Origin of the sequence: Mycobacterium sp., from assembly GCF_049683355.1 — a bacterium.
Taxonomy (GTDB): Bacteria; Actinomycetota; Actinomycetes; order Mycobacteriales; family Mycobacteriaceae; genus Mycobacterium.
Genome location: NZ_JBAUJB010000053.1, coordinates 26435 through 44256, shown reverse-complemented (window position 1 = coordinate 44256; position 17822 = coordinate 26435). Strand labels below are relative to the sequence as shown.

At 67.3% G+C, this 17822-nt stretch carries 16 protein-coding genes and 2 pseudogenes; 8 read left to right on the top strand and 10 right to left on the bottom strand.

Annotated elements, in window-relative coordinates; translation table 11 throughout:
* Positions 1-185: 185 nt before the first annotated feature.
* From WA944_RS03460 to WA944_RS03445, 4 genes and pseudogenes are all read left to right on the top strand, one after another.
* A complete protein-coding gene (locus tag WA944_RS03460; protein WP_526371203.1) occupies positions 186-1208 on the top strand; it encodes an acetyl-CoA acetyltransferase in 1023 nt (340 codons plus the stop codon).
* Positions 1205-2756 (top strand): annotated as a pseudogene (locus tag WA944_RS03455) (carotenoid oxygenase family protein). Before WA944_RS03460 ends, WA944_RS03455 begins: the two are co-directional and overlap by 4 nt.
* Before the next feature lie 30 nt (positions 2757-2786).
* The gene (locus tag WA944_RS03450; RefSeq protein ID WP_526646341.1) at positions 2787-3644 is read left to right on the top strand and encodes a winged helix-turn-helix transcriptional regulator; all 858 of its coding nucleotides are present in this window, start codon (positions 2787-2789) and stop codon (positions 3642-3644) included.
* A gap of 191 nt (positions 3645-3835) precedes the next feature.
* Positions 3836-4285, top strand: a complete 450-nt coding sequence (locus WA944_RS03445) for an Hsp20/alpha crystallin family protein (RefSeq protein WP_526373683.1) — start codon at positions 3836-3838, stop codon at positions 4283-4285.
* 73 nt (positions 4286-4358) lie between these two features.
* On the opposite strand, the pseudogene WA944_RS03440 reads toward WA944_RS03445, so the two are convergent.
* Both WA944_RS03440 and WA944_RS03435 read right to left on the bottom strand, forming a co-directional pair.
* Positions 4359-4957 (bottom strand): annotated as a pseudogene (locus WA944_RS03440) (GNAT family N-acetyltransferase).
* A complete protein-coding gene (locus WA944_RS03435; RefSeq protein ID WP_526373681.1) occupies positions 4954-5400 on the bottom strand; it encodes a hypothetical protein in 447 nt (148 codons plus the stop codon). The pseudogene WA944_RS03440 and the gene WA944_RS03435 overlap by 4 nt, the downstream one beginning before the upstream one ends.
* A 25-nt stretch (positions 5401-5425) precedes the next feature.
* Between WA944_RS03435 and WA944_RS03430 the strand changes: the two genes are divergently transcribed.
* Entirely contained in the window at positions 5426-5872 is a 447-nt protein-coding gene (locus tag WA944_RS03430) for a cupin domain-containing protein (RefSeq protein ID WP_370330059.1), read from the top strand.
* On the opposite strand, the gene WA944_RS03425 is transcribed toward WA944_RS03430, so the two are convergent.
* On the bottom strand, positions 5862-6593 hold the full coding sequence (locus WA944_RS03425) for a 3-keto-5-aminohexanoate cleavage protein (RefSeq protein WP_526373679.1): 732 nt from the start codon (positions 6591-6593) through the stop codon (positions 5862-5864). The two genes, WA944_RS03430 and WA944_RS03425, sit on opposite strands and share 11 nt — an antisense overlap.
* A gap of 225 nt (positions 6594-6818) precedes the next feature.
* On the opposite strand from WA944_RS03425, the gene WA944_RS03420 reads away from it, so the two are divergent.
* Positions 6819-7748, top strand: a complete 930-nt coding sequence (locus WA944_RS03420) for a cyclopropane mycolic acid synthase family methyltransferase (protein ID WP_526608328.1) — start codon at positions 6819-6821, stop codon at positions 7746-7748.
* 94 nt (positions 7749-7842) lie between these two features.
* Positions 7843-8739: a cyclopropane mycolic acid synthase family methyltransferase gene (locus tag WA944_RS03415; RefSeq protein ID WP_526374066.1), complete on the top strand. Its 897-nt coding sequence runs from the start codon at positions 7843-7845 to the stop codon at positions 8737-8739.
* A 24-nt stretch (positions 8740-8763) separates the two neighbouring features.
* On the opposite strand, the gene WA944_RS03410 is transcribed toward WA944_RS03415, so the two are convergent.
* On the bottom strand, positions 8764-10002 hold the full coding sequence (locus tag WA944_RS03410) for a KasA/KasB family beta-ketoacyl-ACP synthase (protein ID WP_526646332.1): 1239 nt from the start codon (positions 10000-10002) through the stop codon (positions 8764-8766).
* A gap of 104 nt (positions 10003-10106) precedes the next feature.
* Here WA944_RS03410 and WA944_RS03405 point away from each other — a divergent pair, with 104 nt between their 5' ends.
* Positions 10107-10325 carry an HVA1 family protein gene (locus tag WA944_RS03405; protein ID WP_526374064.1) on the top strand — a complete coding sequence of 73 codons (219 nt, stop codon included), beginning with the start codon at positions 10107-10109 and terminating at the stop codon, positions 10323-10325.
* Between the two features lie 88 nt (positions 10326-10413).
* Here the strand turns inward: WA944_RS03405 and WA944_RS03400 are convergent, their stop codons facing one another.
* Genes WA944_RS03400 through WA944_RS03375 form a run of 6 tightly spaced genes read right to left on the bottom strand, consistent with a single transcriptional unit; the run spans position 10414 to position 17818 of the window.
* A complete protein-coding gene (locus WA944_RS03400) occupies positions 10414-11838 on the bottom strand; it encodes an aldehyde dehydrogenase family protein (RefSeq protein ID WP_526646330.1) in 1425 nt (474 codons plus the stop codon).
* 27 nt (positions 11839-11865) lie between these two features.
* The gene (locus WA944_RS03395) at positions 11866-13578 is read right to left on the bottom strand and encodes a thiamine pyrophosphate-binding protein (protein ID WP_526646328.1); all 1713 of its coding nucleotides are present in this window, start codon (positions 13576-13578) and stop codon (positions 11866-11868) included.
* A 10-nt stretch (positions 13579-13588) separates the two neighbouring features.
* Positions 13589-14590 (bottom strand): acyl-CoA dehydrogenase family protein, encoded by a 1002-nt coding sequence (locus WA944_RS03390; protein WP_526646326.1) that lies wholly within the window; start codon positions 14588-14590, stop codon positions 13589-13591.
* On the bottom strand, positions 14590-15744 hold the full coding sequence (locus tag WA944_RS03385; protein WP_526646324.1) for an acyl-CoA dehydrogenase family protein: 1155 nt from the start codon (positions 15742-15744) through the stop codon (positions 14590-14592). The genes WA944_RS03390 and WA944_RS03385 overlap by 1 nt, the downstream gene beginning before the upstream one ends.
* Positions 15741-16658, bottom strand: a complete 918-nt coding sequence (locus WA944_RS03380) for an acyl-CoA dehydrogenase family protein (RefSeq protein ID WP_526646322.1) — start codon at positions 16656-16658, stop codon at positions 15741-15743. The genes WA944_RS03385 and WA944_RS03380 overlap by 4 nt, the downstream gene beginning before the upstream one ends.
* On the bottom strand, positions 16655-17818 hold the full coding sequence (locus tag WA944_RS03375; RefSeq protein WP_526646320.1) for an acyl-CoA dehydrogenase family protein: 1164 nt from the start codon (positions 17816-17818) through the stop codon (positions 16655-16657). The genes WA944_RS03380 and WA944_RS03375 overlap by 4 nt, the downstream gene beginning before the upstream one ends.
* Positions 17819-17822: the final 4 nt, after the last annotated feature.

Sequence of the window (17822 nt, the reverse complement as noted above, 5' to 3'; positions counted from 1 at the left end):
GGTTACCTGCCGTCTCGCGGCCATATCGATCTTGCCCTCCAACATCGGGCAAGCCTTCCGGGCTACGCGCTCAAAGTAGGTGAGGCACCACCACCGGCTACGCGCTCAATGTAGGTGAGGCACGTCGCTTACTTACGAACTCCTTAGTAGTTGTAGTAAAGTGCCGGAGATGGGCCGCACAGCACGTGTGGATCCTCGGCGGATACGAGAGCGATTTCGCCCGCAATTTCGACCGTGAAGGGCTCGACTTCTCCGATCTGACGGCGGAGGTGATCGACCGCACCCTCGAAGCGGCAGGTCTCGATGCCACCGACATCGGCGTCGTCCACGTCGCCAATGCGTTCGGTGAGCTGTTCGCCCACCAGGGGCACCTGGGCGCGATGCCCGCCACCCTCAACGACGGGCTCTGGAACACCCCCGCGACCCGGCACGAAGCCGCCTGCGCGTCGGGAAGTGTCGCGACCCTCGCAGCGATCGCCGATCTCCGATCCGGCGCCTACCGCACCGCGCTCGTCGCCGGGATCGAACTCGAGAAGACGGTGCCCGGCAACACCGCGACCACGATTCTCGGCGCAGCCGCATGGACCGGCCATGAAGGTCAGGGCGCCACGTTCATGTGGCCGCACATGTTCGAAGCCGTCGCAGCCGAGTACGACCTCCGGTACGGCCTGGACGAAAAACACCTGCGCGCCATCGCCGCGCTCAACTTCGCCAATGCCCGCGCCAACCCCAACGCCCAGACCCGCAGCTGGGCCGTTCCCGAACCGCTCACCGACGACGATGCGGACAACCCGGTGGTCGAGGGTCGACTGCGACGCCTCGACTGCAGTCAGATCACCGACGGTGCCGCCGGCGTCGTACTGGTCAGCGACGACTGGTTGGCCGAGCACCCCGGAGTCCGGCCCCTGGGCCGGATCGACGGCGCGATCGACCACATCGGGCTCACCGGCCCCGGTGAATCGTGGAAAGCCGTCGAGAACGGCGAGATCGAGATCGGCGGCCGATTGCCCATCAATCCCAGTGGCGGCCTGATCGGCGGCGGGCATCCCGTCGGCGCCTCCGGGGTGAGGATGCTGCTCGACGCCGCCCGGCAGGTCAGCGGCACCGCCGGGGACTACCAGGTCGAGGGCGCAAAAACGTTCGGCACGCTCAACTTCGGCGGCAGCACCGCCACCACCGTCAGCTTTGTCATCGGGAGTCCGCAGTGAGCATTCACACCCACCCAGATGTCGTCGGCAAGTTCCTGTCCACCCTGCCCGAACAGGACGACCACCCCTATCGCACCGGCCCGTGGCGGCCCCAGACCACCGAGTGGGATGCCGACGATCTGACTGTCGTCGAGGGCCAGATCCCGCACGACCTCGACGGCGTGTACCTGCGCAACACGGAGAACCCGCTACACCCCGCGCTGAAGAACTACCACCCGTTCGACGGTGACGGGATGCTGCACATCGTCGGCTTCCGGGACGGAAAAGCGTTCTACCGCAAAAGGTTCGTGCGCACCGATGCATTCGGCGAGGAGAACGCCGCAGGCGGGCCGCTTTGGCCGGGCATCGGAGAGCCGATCGAACTGGCCCGGCGCGACTACGGCTGGGGCGCCCGCACCCTGATGAAGGACTCGTCGTCGACGGACGTTGTCGTGCACCGCGGCACCGCGCTGACCAGCCACTATCAGTGCGGCGACCTGTACCGCACCGACCCGTGCACCGGCGAGGCTCTCGGCAAAGAGGATTGGCACGCAGGCTTCCCCTCGCAGCGGGGTGTGTCCGCCCATCCGAAGGTCGACGACCGCACCGGAGAACTGCTGTACTTCAGCTACAGCAAGCACGCCCCGCACCTGCGCTACGGCGTCGTCGACGACACCGGTCACGTGGTGCACCGTGTCGACGTCCCGCTGCCAGGCCCTCGGCTGCCGCATGACATGGCGTTCACCGACAACTACGTGATACTCAACTACTTCCCGATGTTCTGGGACCCGGCGCTGCTCGCGCACAACGTGCATCTGCTCGCGCACAACGTGCATCTGCCCGGCTTCCACCCCGACATGCCGTCCCGGTTCGCGGTCATCCCGCGACGCGGCGACACCTCGCAGATCAGGTGGTTCGAGGCCGACCCCACCTATGTGCTGCACTTCCCCAACGCCTACGAGGACGGCGACGAGATCGTGCTCGACGGGTTCTTCCAGAGTGACCCCGTACCCGCCGACGACGGCCTGGGCGACAAGTGGCAGCGGCGATTCCGGTTCCTCGCCATGGACCGCATGCAGTCACGGCTGCACCGATGGCGCTTCAACCTCGTCACCGGCGAGGTCCGTGGGAGCAGCTGTCGGACAACATCAGCGAGTTCGGCATGATCAACCCCGGCTACGCCGGGCATGCCTACCGCTACACCTACGCGGCCACCGGCAACCCGGCTGGTTCCTGTTCGACGGCTTGGTACGCCACGACCTTCAGACCGGCGTCGAGGAACGCTATGCCTTCGGCGACGGCGTATTCGGCAGCGAGACTGCGATGGGGCCACGCTCCGGGGTCACCGCCGGCGAGGACGACGGATATCTGGTGACGCTCACCACCGACATGGGCGCCGATGCGTCGTACTGCCTGGTTTTCGACGCGGCGCGGGTCGGTGACGGGCCGGTGTGCAAACTTGCTCTGCCCGAGCGCATCTCAAGCGGCACCCACGCGACATGGGCTCCGGGAGCCGACCTCCGCCGGTGGCGGGAGACCGACAGCGCGGCGGCCGCGATCGGCCTCTAGTCGGTGCCACCACCCAACGCCGTGGCCCGGATGCTCGGGCTGCTCGGCGACGAATGGACGCTGTTGCTCATTCAGCGTGCACTGCTGGGCGCTCGGCGTTACGGCGAATTCGCTGCAGCGCTTCCGGTCTCGCATTCAGTGCTGACCGCGAGGCTACACTCGCTGGTCACCGACGACCTCCTGACCCGCCGCGAGTACCAGACCAAGCCATCACGTTCGGAGTACCTGGTGACGCCGCGCAGTCGGTCGCTGTGGCCGATGCTGGTCTCGATCTGGGAATGGGAGCGCCGCTGGGTCGTCGACCACACCGAGCAACTGCCGGGCATGCGTCACGAAATGTGCGGCCGCGACTTCGCGCCGCAGACCACCTGCAGCGCGTGCAGCGGCGTCGCGAGCGATGAAGACCTTGTAGCGCAATGGGGACCGAGCGGCGGCTGGGCGCAGTCCATTCCGGCCACCGCGACCCGCCGCCGGTCGGGTGCGCGCCGAACGGGCGCTGTCGCGCTCTTCCCGCAGACGATGAGCGTGATCGGCGATCGTTGGGCATTCGCGCTACTGGTCGCGGCGTTTGTCGGGGCATCCAGGTTCACCGACTTTCAGTCCCAGCTCGGCGCTCCACCCAGCACGGTCGCCGCCCGGCTGTCGGTGTTCACCGGCGAGGGGATTCTCGGCAGCACGGGCAACCGGTACCGGCTGACCGACAAGGGCCGCGCGTTCTTTCCCGTTCTGGTGACCGCGCTGCAGTGGGCGCAACGCTGGTATCCGGATCCCGAAGGCCCGGCAGTGGTCCTCACCCACGCGGTGTGCGGCGGCCGGTTCGCGCCGGTTCTGGTCTGCGATCGATGTGGTGAACCACTGCGCGGCGGGCAGGTACTGCCGGCCCGGTAGTCGTTCCGCGGGCAGGGCGGCAGTGGCGGCGAAGCTGTTGGGGGACAGTGCCGGCCGGTCACAGCGCTCGGCGGAATCGGCCGGAAATTGGGCTGGCACTCTCGTATCGAGAGTGCTAATCTCGGCGGTGCACAGTGATTGGGTCGCCCGCCAGGGTGGCGGGCCGTGAGTGACATAGGAGGTGGATTGCTGTGCTTCGCTTCGATCCCTTCGGCGACCTCGATGCAGTTACCCGGGGCCTGCTTGCCAACCAGACCGGATCAAATCGCACCCCGCGGTTCATGCCGATGGACCTGTGCAAGATCGACGACCACTACGTCCTGGCTGCCGACCTCCCCGGAATCGACCCCGGATCGGTGGACGTGAACGTGGACAACGGCACCCTCACCGTTTCGGCCCATCGAACCGCCCGCTCCGAGGAGTCCGTGCAGTGGCTGGCCAACGAACGGTTCTTCGGCACCTACCGCAGGCAGCTGTCACTCGGCGACGGCATCGACACCTCGGCGATCTCGGCGACCTATGAGAATGGCGTGCTGACCGTGACCATCCCGGTTGCCGAGCGCGCCAAGCCTCGCAAGATCGACGTCTCCCACTCGGGCGCACAGAAGTCGATTCAGCCGACCACCGTCGATTCGAGCTAACCGACGACCGATCGAGACTGCGGGCAGATCGGGGATCGGGTGGATACCCCGATCTGCCCGCAGAGTCGGCGGCTCACAAGTGCCGGTTCAGCCGGAACTGCAGGTTGTTTCGCACCGCGGGCCATTCGATGTCCAGAATGGAGTAGACGACGGTGTCCCGGCGGGAGCCGTCGGACTGGATCTGGTGACTGCGCAGCACTCCGTCGAGTTTCGCGCCCAACCGCTCGATACCGGCCCGGCTGGTGGTATTGAAGAAGTGCGTGCGGAACTCGACTGCGACACAACCCAACCCGTCGAAGGCGTGGCCCAGCATCAACAGCTTGGTCTCGGAGTTGACCCCGGTTCGCCGGGACGCCGTCGAATACCACGTGTTGCCGATCTCGAGGCGCCGATTGGGTCCGTCGACATGGAGATAGCTCGAGGACCCGAGCAGGGCGCCGTCCTGCCTGCTGCGCACCACGAACGTGAGCCCGGTGTCCGGATGCTGCACCGACAGCCGCGCCTCGACCCAGTCTGCGGCACCGCCCGCCTTCGGCGCGAACGTGAACCACAGCCGTCCCAGTTCACCATCCGCGGCGGTCGCCTCGATCTCGGGAATGTGTTCGCGGGTAAGAGGTTCCAGCGTCACCAACGATCACCGGCGAGCGTCACCGGTTCGACGAATCCGGTCATGGCAGCGCGCGCTCGGCCGTCGCAGAATTCCACGCCGCCAGCATCGTCCACACCGACAGCAGCGCCGCGAGCAGCGCGACCGCACCGCCGACGTAGAGCCCGTAACCCGCCGCGACGGGCGGGTAGACGTAGAGTCGGTAGAACCACACCGCCAGCACCACCAGGACCACCGAAATCCCCAGCGCCGCTGTCGAAGCCATCCGGGCCGAGATGCCGCGGGCCGACATCGCCCCGGCGACGACCAGCGACGACGCCAGTAGCACGATAAACTGTCCGACCCCGAAACCGGGTGGGGGCACCGGCATGGCTCCCGCGGTGACCCCGCCGATCGCGTTGGCCCGTCCACCGCCGTCGGCCGCGGACGTCAGCCAGGGGAACCACGCGCTCACCGCGACGACCAGCGCACACAACGCCACCAACCAGCCGGGACGCACGCGAGCCATTCCCGCACCCTACTAGGGTGAGGCAATGAGCGATCTTCCGGAATGGGCGCGTCGGCTGGAGCTTTCCCCGCATCCCGAGGGCGGTTGGTACCGGGAGACTTGGCGCAGCGACCTGACCGTCCCGCAGTCGGTGTTGCCGACGGACTACACCGGTCCTCGCAACGCCGGCACCGCGATCCTGTTCCTGCTCATGGCGGGTCAGCAATCGGCGTGGCACACGGTGCGCAGCGCCGAACTGTGGCTGTATCACTCCGGCGGACCGCTGCTGCTGGAGGTCGGCGAGGAACAGGACTCCGCACAGACCCACCTTCTCGGTGCGGACATCGTGGCCGGGGAGAGCCCGCAGTTCGTCGTCCCACCCGGGTATTGGCAGCGTGCGCGTCCCCGCGACGACCAGCCCTGCCTGGTCAGCTGCGTGGTGGTGCCGGGGTTCGACTTCGCGGACTTCGCCCTGGGCGCTCCTAACGACTGAGCAGGTCGACCGCAGCCGACACCAGCGCGGCGTTGCCCGCGGCGGTGGAGCCGTCGGGAAGGCACAGTGTGTCCTCCATCCCGATCCGGGTCTGCACTCCCCGCGTGCCCGCATGTTCCAGTAGCGGCCAACAGCTTTCGTCGAGCCCGTGCAGCAGCACCGGGGCGGACGACCTCGCCTCGGCGACCATGGCGAGCAGTTCGTCGGCGGTGGCGGCGTCACTGTCGGCTCCGAGCTCGATCATCACCCGCAGGCAGTGCGCGGCGATCTCGGACGCCGCCCACGACCGCGCAGCCTCGGCGTGGAAGATGCCCACCTCCACGCCCAGCCCGCGGCCGAGCAGCACCTCGGCCAGTTCCGGCGACCCGGGCTCATGCCAGTTCAGCGACGCGAAGTCGGGCAGCACCGTCCAGCTCTCGACGGCCTTGCGCCGCTGCCGCGCGTCCGGCAGCGCCCAGAACCCCGTCGTCACACCCAGCGGCAGACCGGGCGCGGCGTGGCGGACCGCGGCCACCGCGGCGTCCACCTGTTCCGGCAGCAGCGAGTCGACACCGTCGGCGGTCTTGGGGTGCATGTGCACGGCTCTGGCTCCTGCCGCGTGTGCGGCGACGGCCTCGGCCGCGAGTTGCTCGGGGGTGACGGGCAGGGCGGGGTGGTGCTGATCCGGGGTGCGGGCACCGTTGATACATGCCTTGACGTAGATCTTCGGGCTGCGGAGCATATCCCCAATCTTGGCGTACATGTCGGGACTCGGCAGGTCGCGACCCGCTCCTTCCGGGCATGTCAGAGGTTGTGGAGTCCTGCCGACCTCGCCGCAGTCCGCAGCCGTTAGGCTCGACGGAGGACCCGCCCGGACCCCGCGGTTTCAGCAGCGGCTGGACGGGTAGTAGAAATGCAAGCGTGCCGTGGGGCGCGTCACAATGGATTCTGCAGACAGGATGGGTCGATGCCGAACAGCTCAAGCGGAGAGTCGAACACCGCACAGTCCGCGTGGTTGTCGAAGTCGGCGTCGCAGACCCGCGGGTCGGACAAGAAGGAAGTCCAGTTCCACTACGACATCTCCAATGACTTCTTCAAGCTGTGGCAGGACCCCAACCAGGTCTACAGCTGTGCCTACTTCGAGAAGGACGACTACACGCTCGAACAGGCGCAGATGGCCAAGATCGACCTCTCGCTCGGCAAGCTGGGACTCGAGCCCGGGATGACGCTGCTCGACATTGGCTGCGGCTGGGGCGCCACGATCAACCGCGCCGTCGAGAAGTACGACGTCAATGTCATCGGGCTGACCCTCTCGGAGAACCAGAAGCAGCACATCGAGGACCGCTGGCTCGCCAACTACAAGGGTGACCGCACGATGGAAGTGCGCCTGCAGCCCTGGGAGGACTTCGACGGCAAGGTCGACCGGATCGTCTCGATCGGCGCGTTCGAGCACTTCGGCTTCAACAAGTACGACGACTACTTCAAGAAGACCTACGACTGGATGCCCGACGACGGCGTGCAGATGCTGCACACGATCACCATCCCCGAGGATGAGGAGATCAAGGCCAAGGGCCTGCCGCTGACGATGTCGCGGGTGCGGTTCATCAAGTTCATCATGGATTACATCTACCCCGGCGGCCGTCTGCCGCTGGCGTCGATGGTCAAGGACCACGCCGTCAAGGCCGGCTACACCGTGACCCGGGAGCAGCACCTGCAGCCGCACTACGTCAAGACGCTGGACACCTGGGCCAGGAACCTCGAGGCCAACAAGGACGAGGCCATCGCGATCACGTCCGAGGAGATCTACGAGCGGTTCCTCAAATACCTGGACGGATGTGCCGACCTGTTTCGTGAGGGTTACACCGACGTCGTCCAGTTCACCTGCGAGAAGAAGTAACTGACGGCCGTGTAGTAACTTGTGGCCACACGTAGCCTGATTGTCAGCGCACGGAGCAAGTGGCCGCACGGTTCGGATGGAGGTGGGTCGACCTATGGTCGAGAGCACGGGGGAACCGCGGGAGACAGGCAACAAGATGGAGCCCCACTTCGAAGAGGTCCAGGCGCACTACGACCTCTCCGACGTGTTCTTCGGTCTTTTCCAGGATCCGTCCCGCACCTACAGCTGCGCGTACTACGAGCGCGACGACATGACGCTCGGCGAGGCGCAGATGGCGAAGATCGATCTCGCCCTCGGCAAGCTGGATCTGCAGCCCGGCATGACGCTGCTCGACATCGGGTGTGGCTGGGGCTCGGTGATGCAGCGGGCGGTGGAGAAGTACGACGTCAACGTCATCGGCCTGACCCTGAGCAAGAACCAGGCCAAGTTCGTCCAGGAGCTTCTCGACGGGATCGACACCGACCGCACCCGGCGGGTGCTGCTGCGCGGCTGGGAGCAGTTCGACGAGCCCGTCGATCGCATCATCAGCCTGGAGGCGATCGAGGCCTTCCCGCAGGAGCGCTACGCGCCGTTCTTCAAGGCGTGCCACAGCTTCCTGCCCAGCGGCGGCCGGTTCGTCATCCAGGCGATCCTGGGGCACCCGTTGAAGCGCTGGCCCGAGCTGGGCATCCCGATCGTGATGTCCGATCTGAAGTTCATGCGGTTCATCGCCAAGGAGATCTTCCCCGGCGGCTCGGTGCCGTGTGACGACGACATCATCGGGCTCTCCGCCGACGCGGGGTTCTCACTGGAGCAGAAGCAGCTTCTCAACGAGCACTACGTCCGCACGCTGGACACGTGGGCCGAGGCACTGGAAGCCCACCACGACGAGGCGGTCGCCGCCACGTCCGAGGAGGTCTACCAGCGGTACATGAAGTACCTGGTCGGCTGCAGCGACTTCTTCAAGCGCGGAATCAGCGAGCTCGGGCAGTTCACCCTCACCAAGGCCTGATCTCCAAGGCCTGATCTGCTGCGCTCAGGCGCGGCCCAGAACCAAGGCCACGTTGTGGCCGCCGAAGCCGAACGAGTTGGTGACGGCGTACTGATAGTTGCCCGGGCGCGGACTGCCCGCGACCACGTCGAGGTGGATGTCCGGGTCGAGGTTCTTCAGATTGCGGGTGGCCGGCACGATGCCGTCGCGCAGAGCCAGCAGTGTCAGGATCGCTTCGACCGCGCCCACCGCCCCGACCGAGTGCCCGAGCGCGCTCTTGGGGGCGTACACCGCCGGCGCGTGACTGCCGAGCGCATTGTTGATCGCCACCGACTCGGCCACGTCTCCGACCGTGGTGCCGGTGGCATGGGCGTTGACATGGTCGATGTCGGTCGGCGCCAGGCCCGCCAGCTGTATCGCCCTGGTCATCGCGAAGCTGGCCCGTCTACCGTCCGGATCCGGAGCCACCATGTGGAATCCGTCCGAGGTGATGCCGGACCCCATCAACCGGCCCAGGATCTTCGCCCCGCGGGCTTTGGCGTGCTCCTCGGTCTCGATCACCAGCAGCGCCCCGCCTTCGCCGAACACGAACCCGTCCCGGTCCCGGTCGAACGGCCGACAGGCGCCCTCGGGATCGTCGTTGTTCTTCGACAGCACGATGCGCATCTTGGCGAACCCGGCGATCGGGACCGCCTCGATCCTGGACTCGACCCCGCCGCAGATGGCAATATCGGCCTCACCGAGCACGATCTGCCGCCAGGCCTGGGCGACCCCTTCCGACCCGGAAGCACAGGCGGAGATGGGCGCCAGCGCACCGGCGCGGGCGTGACGCTCCAGCGCGACCGCCGCCGCGGGCCCGCTCGGCGCGTACTGCTGGACCGCGGTCGGGGACACCTGGTCGAGCCGCCCCTCACGCAGATGTTCGTAGGCGAACAGGATCTCTTCGATACCGCCCATACCGGTGCCGATCGAGACCGCGAGCCGGCGGGTGTCGACGTCCGGTGAGCCGGCGTTCTCCCACACTCGCCGCCCGAGGACGACCGCCATGTGCTGCAGATAGGACCACTGCTCGACCTCTTCGGGGGTCAGCTGATGGTCGAAGGTCTCCAGCAGATGACCGCCGATGCGCACCGGCAGGTCGAACTCGTCGACGAACGAGTCCTGGAGCCTGCGGATGCCGCTACGGCCGTCGAGCAGAGCCTGCCATGTGGTCTCCGGGTCGGTACCCAGGGCTGTTGTCATCGCAACCCCGGTCACCACCACGTCCGGGAACTTGCTGTCCATCGTCATCGCCACCCTTACCCCTGCGAAGCGTTTCGCCGGGTCTACCCGCTGTGTCAGCGTTTACTCACGGATATCCGGCGTCGCCGCGGGGTATCCGTTCCTCCATGAAACAGCATAAGTTCCGCAAGGGCGACAAGGTCACCTGGCAGAGCCATGGCAGTACCGCCGAGGGCACGGTGCAGGAGACGATCACGTCGGACACCACTGCCGCTGGGCGGACCGTTCGGGCGTCCGAGGACGAACCGCAGTACCGGGTACGCAGCGACAAGAGCGGGAACGATGCGGTGCACAAGCCGGAGGCGTTGACCAAGACCTCGGGTTGACCCGCATGCGCGCTGGTCGAACGGACGGTTTGTGATGGAATTCGGCGCGAATCCGTCATAAACCGTACGTTCGCCGGCTACTGAGGGGCTACTGGGGCGAGTAGCCCAGCGCCGCCTTGGTCTCCAGATACTCGTCGAACGCGAAGTGACACCACCCGCGCCGGTTGCCGCTGCGCTTGTACCCGCCGAACGGCGCGTTCAGGTCGAACCCGTGGTTGATCGCGACCGAACCGGCGCGGATCCGGCGGGCCACCGGCCGTGCCTGATCGAGGTCCGCTCCCGAGACGTAGCCGGCCAAACCGTATTCGGTGTCGTTGGCGATCTCGAGGGCTTGATCGAGGTCGTCGTAGCCGAGGATGCACAGCACCGGGCCGAAGATCTCCTCGCAGGCGATCGTCATGTCGTTGGTGACGTTTGCGAACACCGTCGGCTTCACGTAATAGCCGGTGTCCAGCCCGTCGGGACGGCCGACACCGCCGACGACGACGGTCGCCCCCTCGTCGATGCCCTTCTGGAGCAGCCCCTGGATCTTGTCGAACTGCGCCTTCGAGGCCACCGGACCGATTGCGGTCTTGTCACCTGGGTCGCCGACCTTCACCGCTCCTGCGGTCTCCGCGGCGATTGCGATGGCCTCGTCCATCCGGGAGTTCGGCACCAGCATGCGCGACGGCGCGTTGCAGCTCTGGCCGCTGTTCATCATCATCACCGACGTCCCGGCGGCCACGCTCTTGGCGAAGTCGTCGTCGTCGAGCACGATGTTGGGGCTCTTGCCGCCGAGTTCCTGGGTGACCCGCTTGACCGTCGGGGCCGCGTTTTTGGCCACGTCGATGCCGGCGCGAGTCGAACCGGTGAACGACACCATGTCGATGTCCGGGTGGCTCGACAGCGCCGCCCCGACACCGGGGCCGTCGCCGTAGACCAGGTTGAAGACGCCCGCGGGAACGCCTGCGGCATCGAGGATCTCGGTGAAGATCTGCGCCGAGTAGGGGGCCACCTCCGACGGCTTGAGCACCATGGTGCAGCCGGTGGCCAGCGCCGGGTAGACCTTGCACGCGATCTGGTTGATCGGCCAGTTCCACGGGGTGATCAGCCCGCACACCCCGATCGGTTCCTTGACCACCAGGGTGCTGCCGTGCTGCTCTTCGAACCGGAAGTTCTTCAACACGTCGATCGCGGTGGCCAGGTGCCCGAGGCCCATGTTCACCTGCGGACCGGCGGCCAGGGATGCGGGGGCGCCCATCTCCTCGCTGACCGCGTCGGCAAGGTCGGAGGCACGTTTCTGGTACTCCGACAGGATGGCGCCGAGCACCTCGAGGCGTTCCTCACGGCTCGACTGCGACCAGGTGGTGAACGCTTTACGGGCGGCTTCGACGGCCTTGTCGACGTCGGCGGGGCCGCCGATCGCGATCTGTCCGGAGACCTGCTCGGTGGTCGGGTCGTCGACGTCGAGAGACCGCTTGTCGACCGGGTCCACCCACTGGCCGTCGATGTAGAACTTCAGGTATTCGCGCATGGTTCTAGCCTTCCCTAAATCGCACGGCTACTGGGTGCCTTCTGCATACCAGGTACGGAACCGGTCGTACTTGGGCATCTCCTCGGAGTTCGCGGTCGGGTCGATGCACACATGCACCACACCGACTTTGCCGCTGGCGTAGGCGCGGATGATCGCCGGGCCGATCTCCTCTTCCTTCTCGACGTACTCACCGTGGCAGCCGAAGCCCTCGGCGATCTTGTCCATCCGGACATCCTTGCTCCAGTGCACACCGGGCTGCGGGGAAGGCTGCTCGAAGGTGCGTTTGTAGACGCCCACCTCCAGACCCCACTGGTGGTCGACACCGACCACACACACCAGCGGCAGCTTCAGCCGCGCCGCGGTCTCCAACTCCGCGATGTGGAACAGGAACGCCGAGTCACTGGTCAACAGCATGACCGGACGCTTGCCACCCTCGGCCACCGACGCGCCGACGGCATACGGCAGGCCCGTACCCAGGTGACCGAAGTTCTGGTTCCAGATCACGTCGCGCGGCTTGGACTGGGAGTAGGTCCACTGGAAGATCACGGTCGCACCGCCGTCGCGCACCATGATGCCGTCGTCGAGCGCATCGAAGGCCTTGGTCGCCTCGACCACGTAGCGCGCCGGGTGCACCGGGGTCCGTCCGCTCGGTGCGTCGTCGGCCACCCGCGCCAGCTCCGCGGCGTCGGCTTCGACCAGCGCCTCGAGGTCGGCCGACGGTGGGCGCGGGCTGTCCCGCAGCGCTTCGACGAGTTGTGGCACCACCCCGCGCAGATCTCCGACCAGCGGTACGTCGATGGGCCGGTTCACGCCGATGGCGGTCGGATCCTGCTCGACCAGCACCCACTTGCGGTTCGCGTCGTTGCCGGCCCAGTGCTGGGTCCGGCCGTAGTGCATGGGCTCTCCGAGCTCGGTGCCCAGCGCAACGCACAGGTCGGATTTCTCGACCGCCTCGTTGGCGGCCGGGGAGAACAGGTACGGGAAGGTCCGGTCCTGCAGTCCCGGGATGTACGACGTGCCGCCGGAGGTCTGGATCACCGGGCACGCCATCAGCTCGGCCAGCTCCTTGACCTGCTGCTGGGTGCGCGAGGTGTGGACGCCGTGGCCGACCAGCAGGATCGGGCTCTCGGCGGCGCGGATCAGCCTGACCGCCTCGGCCACCTCCTTCTCACCGGCGCCGTGGTCGACGAGGCGATACCGGTTCGGCGGCAGCGGGGCGGGCACGTCGAGCTCTTCGAGGATGACGTGCGACGGGTATTCGATGTAGCTGGGTCCGGGCGTTCCGGACATCGAGCGACGGATGGCCTCGCGGATGATCTCGTCGGTCTGGTCGGCGTACTCGATCGAGCTGCTGTATTTCACCGAAGGTGTGAAAAGCCCCTCCTGCTGGATGAACTGGATACGTCCGCGGCGTACCCGCCGTTCGGTGACGCGGGCCCGCTGACCGCCGAGGAAGATCACCGGCGAGTTCTCCACCAGCGCGCACATCATGGCGCCGGCGATGTTGGCCACGCCGGGCCCGAGAGTGCCGATGCACAGTCCGGGCCTGCCGGTCATCCGGGACGCCGCTTCGGCCATGAAGCCGGCGCTGAGCTCGTGGTGCGGCGCGACGACCGACCAACCCCTGGCTTCGGCCTCGGTGAACATGTGCACGAAGTTCGGGTCGGGGATGCCGAACAGCGTGTTGACCCCCTCGGCCTCGAACAGGTCGAGAATGCGTTTGTACACGGGTACGCCCATCAGTGCTCCTTCATCGGTATCGCTGTGTGAGTATTTTTCGTTGCGCTGCAGGTGAACCGAGCAGCGATCGGTTCAGTGCGGCGCGTTTGAGGTAGGTGTGGATCCCGCTCTCCCACGTGTAGCCGATGCCGCCGTGCAACTGCATGGCCTTGCCGGCGCCGTCGCCGTCGGCCGAGCACGTGTAGGACTTCGCCATAGCGGCCGCCACCACTGCGTCGGCGCCCTCGGCGACGGCAGCGACCGCGTCGGTCACGAGCTGGCGCGACACCTCGACGGCGACGAGCATGTCCGCGCACGCATGCTTGACGGCCTGGAAGGACCCGATCGGGCGACCGAACTGATGGCGCATCTTCACGTAATCGACCGTGACGCTCAGCATCTGCTCGGACAGACCCAGGCTGTCGCAGGCAAGCGCCACCGCGGCCCGGTTGCGGAAGGCCTGCGTGGTCGCCGCAGGCTCGTCGCCGAACATCAGCACCTCGTCGATCTCGACGGCGTCGGCGGTGACGATGGCGAGTCGGCGTGTCTCGTCGACGACGGGTTGGGCCCGCAGGGTCAGTGCGGCGGACGCCACGACCGCGACCCCGGAATCGGCGATCAGCAACAGGCGGTCCGCACCGGCGGCGTCGGCCACGAACTCCGCGTAGCCGCTGACCCGCCCACCGTCTATCACGAAGTCGCCCGCCACCGCGCACAGCCGGTTGCTGCCGTCGGCGACCGAAATCATCAGTTGATCCCGTATCCGGCTGTGCTGCAGGTCTTTCAGCAGTCCGATGACGAGCGCCGCACCACCCAGGTAGCTGCCGGCGCTCGCCGCTCTGCCGATCTGATCGAGGATCACGGCGGTCTCGCGAAAGGTCGCGCCGGCGCCGCCGAGCGCGTCGGGCACCTCCAGACCGGTCCAGCCGGCATCGACCAGTACCGCCCAGCCGACCTCGCGATCCTTGGCCAGCAGTTCACCGGCGACAGATCGCAGCTCGTCGTGGAATTCCGCGAACTCGTCGGCGGACATCACACCACGCTCGGCTCTCGTGGCAGGCCGAGTCCGCGTTCGGCGATGATGCTGCGCTGGATCTCGCTGGCGCCGCCGGGGATGGTCCACTCCCAGGAGCCGATGAAATCCAGGACCCACGAGCCGGATTCCCAGCCACTCGACATCGGCTTCGTCAATACGGTGTGTGCGGCGGTCCCACCGATCTCGGTGGCGAAGTCGGTGAGCCGTTGCAGGAGCTCGCTGTAGTACAGCTTGACGATCGACGCGTCCGCCGGACCCCGGGGACCGTGCTCCACGAGTCGCCGGCACAGCCCTCGCAGTCCGGTGATCTCGGTTTCGAATGCCGCAAGTCGATCGGCGACGACCGGATCGTCGACCGGCGCGGACCGCAGCAGCCGCCCGAATCCGGCGTTGGCAAGGCGTTCGGCGAGCTCCAACATCGTCATTCCGCGCTCCGCGCCGAGCGTTTCCTGTGCCACCTGCCAACCGGCGTTCTCGGCGCCGATCAGGTTGGCCTCAGGGATCCTCACGTCGTCGAGGAAGATCTCACAGAAATGGGAGTCACCGATCGCGTTGCGGATCGGGCGCACCACCACACCGGGTGTCGTCATGTCCAGCAGGAAATACGAGATGCCTTGGCGTTTACAGGCTTCGGGATCGGTGCGGGCCAGCAGCAGGCACCAGTCGGCGTGCATGCCGCCGCTGGCCCAGAGCTTCTGCCCATTCACCACGAACTCGTCGCCGACCCGGCGGGCGGTGGTGCGCAGTGATGCGAGGTCCGACCCGGCCTCGGGTTCGGAGAATCCCTGCACCCAGATCTCGCCGTCGAGGATTGCCGGCAGATGCCGTCGCCGCTGCTCCTCGGTCCCTGCAACCAGCAGCGTCGATGCGGCGTGGTGGATTCCGACGAACGCGAGCACCAGCCGGGGCGCGTCGTGCGCGGCGAGCTCCTGGTAGAGGATCACCTGGTTCTCCACCGAGAGGCCGCCGCCCCATTCCACGGGCCAGTGCGGGACCGCGTAGCCCGCACTGTGCAGTTCGGCGAACCACGCCTTCTGGAACCTCACGAACGCTTCGTCGGCGGCGCCGGACTGTGCCTCGCGCCAGTCGCGCGGGACGTGCTCGGCGCACCAGGCGCGCACCTCGGCCCGGAAGTCGTCCAGGTCGCTCATGAGTACAACCCCGAGAGCCCGCGCCGCCCCGCGGTACGCGTGAGGTGGTCTCGGGTGGCGGACAGGCCGAACGGGAGCCGCCGCAGTGGCTGGCTGTAGCGCGACAGCCACGACAGCGTGGTCTCGTCACAGAAGCCGACCGCGCCGTGCAACTGGTGACACACCCGAAACACCACGTCCGCCGCTTCGATGGCCGACATCCGCAGGGCCAGAGCGTCGTCGACGGCCCCCGACGCAGCCGTGGCGACACTCCACAGGGCATGCTTGGCCAACATGTCGAGCCCGCTGCGCTCGACCTCGGCGTCGGTCAGCTGGAACTGCACGCCCTGGAACGACGCCAGCGGCTTACCGAACTGTTCCCGCAGCGTCACGTGTGCGACCGTCAGCTCCAGCGCTCGGTCGAGCATGCCGAGCAGCGTCCAGCACGGAAGCACCAGCCCCAGCGCGACGTCGGGAGCGCCCGCGTCGTCGATCGGCGCCAGTTCGAGTTCGGCGACGAATCCAGGGCCGACCGGTCCGGTTGCCGTGACCCGGCTGCGTCGCCCGTCCAGTGTGACTGTCGCCCAATGTGATCGGATTCCGGACACCGCGGCTGCGGGTCGGGTCGCGCCGACGACGATAAGCCCGTCGACATCCAGATCGACCGGCGCGGCGAGGCGCTCGGCGAGCGGGTAGGGCAGCGCCCAGTAGCCCGCGCTGCGGCACAGTGCGGCGGCAGCTTCCAGACCGTCGGTGTCGGTGCGCGGATCCAGCTCCCACGCGCCTAGGCCGGCGAGCACCGGCCCCACCGCCGCCTCACGCCCGTCCGGGGCCGACTGCGCCCGGATCACCAGTTGGTCGCCGCCGGCGGACTCGAAGGCATGCCGCGCCTGACGTCCGTACTCGAGTGCGTCTTCGGTGAGGTCAAGGATCATCGGGTGCCTCCCGCCAACATCGCCCGGGACAACAGGATGCGTTGCATCTCAATGCTTCCGGAGGAGACCGTGGACGCCTGGGAATACCTCCAGTGGTCCTCCACCTCGCCGAGGAACCATTGCGCGCCGGCGTCGGAGTGCCGGACCTCCGCGGCGATGTCCATCAGGACCTCGGCGCTGTCCTGGTCCAGCCTGGTCACCGCGATGCGGTAGGCGGCCGCATCGCCGGGCGTGATCTGACCACCGGCCTGCAGCGCGACCACACGGTAGGCCAGCAGCCGGGCTCGACGGCAGTGCGTCAGCATCCGGACCCAGCGGCCCCGCAGTTCGGCGGGCAGCTCGTCCCACCGGTCGCCGAGGACGGTCGGGGCGGCGGCGAGCAGCCGTTCACACCGGGCGTACCTGGCGATGCCGACCCTTTCGAACGCCATCACGTCCTGCACGATCGACCAGCCCTTGTCGACCGTGCCGAGCACATAGGCCTCGGTGACCCGCAGCCCGTCGAATAACACCTGGTTGAGGTGGTGCGGCCCCATCATGCAGCCGATGGGCCGCACCGTGATGGCCGGATCGTCCATCGGCACCAGGAAGATCGTCAAACCCTGCTGCTTCTTCTCCCCCCGCGAGGTGCGGGCCAGCAGGAAGCACCACTGCGCCATCGTCGCGTAGGACGTCCAGATCTTCTGGCCACTGATCAGCCAGCCCGCTGATCCATCTTCGGCCCGCCGTGCATAGGTGCGCAGCGAGGCCAGATCCGAACCCGCCTCCGGTTCGGAGAAGCCCTGGCACCAGATCACCTCGCCGGCGGCGATCGGCGGCAGGTGGGTGCGCTGCTGTTCGGCGGTGCCGTGTCGCATGATGATCGGCCCGACCCAGTTGACTCCCATGTACTGGGCGCCGCGCGGTTCGTGGTGCGCCCACATCTCCTCGCGCACCACGGTCTGCTCCCAGACCGACGCTGCACCACCGCCGAACTCCTCGGGCCACGCCAGGCACAGCAGGTTGCGTGCCGCCAGGGTTCGGCAGAACTGCTGGGCGGTCTGCAGGTCGGCAGGGTCGTCGGAGAAGGCGCCGAGAAAGTGTTCGGGTACTTCCTCGCTCACCAGGTCCCGCAGTTCGCGACGCAGGTCGGTGGCGCGTTTTCCCATGTCGAAATCCATTGGC

Bases quoted from the DNA above. Each gene is read 5' to 3' on its own strand.
- WA944_RS03425 (WP_526373679.1), bottom strand. From the start codon at position 6,593: ATGCTCCGCAGCCCGAAGATCTACGTCAAGGCATGTATCAACGGTGCC.
- WA944_RS03385 (WP_526646324.1), bottom strand. From the start codon at position 15,744: ATGAGCGACCTGGACGACTTCCGGGCCGAGGTGCGCGCCTGGTGCGCC.
- WA944_RS03415 (WP_526374066.1), top strand. From the start codon at position 7,843: ATGGTCGAGAGCACGGGGGAACCGCGGGAGACAGGCAACAAGATGGAG.
- WA944_RS03405 (WP_526374064.1), top strand. From the start codon at position 10,107: ATGAAACAGCATAAGTTCCGCAAGGGCGACAAGGTCACCTGGCAGAGC.
- WA944_RS03375 (WP_526646320.1), bottom strand. From the start codon at position 17,818: ATGGATTTCGACATGGGAAAACGCGCCACCGACCTGCGTCGCGAACTG.
- WA944_RS03430 (WP_370330059.1), top strand. From the start codon at position 5,426: ATGAGCGATCTTCCGGAATGGGCGCGTCGGCTGGAGCTTTCCCCGCAT.
- WA944_RS03450 (WP_526646341.1), top strand. From the start codon at position 2,787: ATGCTCGGGCTGCTCGGCGACGAATGGACGCTGTTGCTCATTCAGCGT.
- WA944_RS03380 (WP_526646322.1), bottom strand. From the start codon at position 16,658: ATGATCCTTGACCTCACCGAAGACGCACTCGAGTACGGACGTCAGGCG.
- WA944_RS03435 (WP_526373681.1), bottom strand. From the start codon at position 5,400: ATGGCTCGCGTGCGTCCCGGCTGGTTGGTGGCGTTGTGTGCGCTGGTC.
- WA944_RS03395 (WP_526646328.1), bottom strand. From the start codon at position 13,578: ATGGGCGTACCCGTGTACAAACGCATTCTCGACCTGTTCGAGGCCGAG.
- WA944_RS03410 (WP_526646332.1), bottom strand. From the start codon at position 10,002: ATGGACAGCAAGTTCCCGGACGTGGTGGTGACCGGGGTTGCGATGACA.
- WA944_RS03390 (WP_526646326.1), bottom strand. From the start codon at position 14,590: ATGTCCGCCGACGAGTTCGCGGAATTCCACGACGAGCTGCGATCTGTC.
- WA944_RS03420 (WP_526608328.1), top strand. From the start codon at position 6,819: ATGCCGAACAGCTCAAGCGGAGAGTCGAACACCGCACAGTCCGCGTGG.
- WA944_RS03400 (WP_526646330.1), bottom strand. From the start codon at position 11,838: ATGCGCGAATACCTGAAGTTCTACATCGACGGCCAGTGGGTGGACCCG.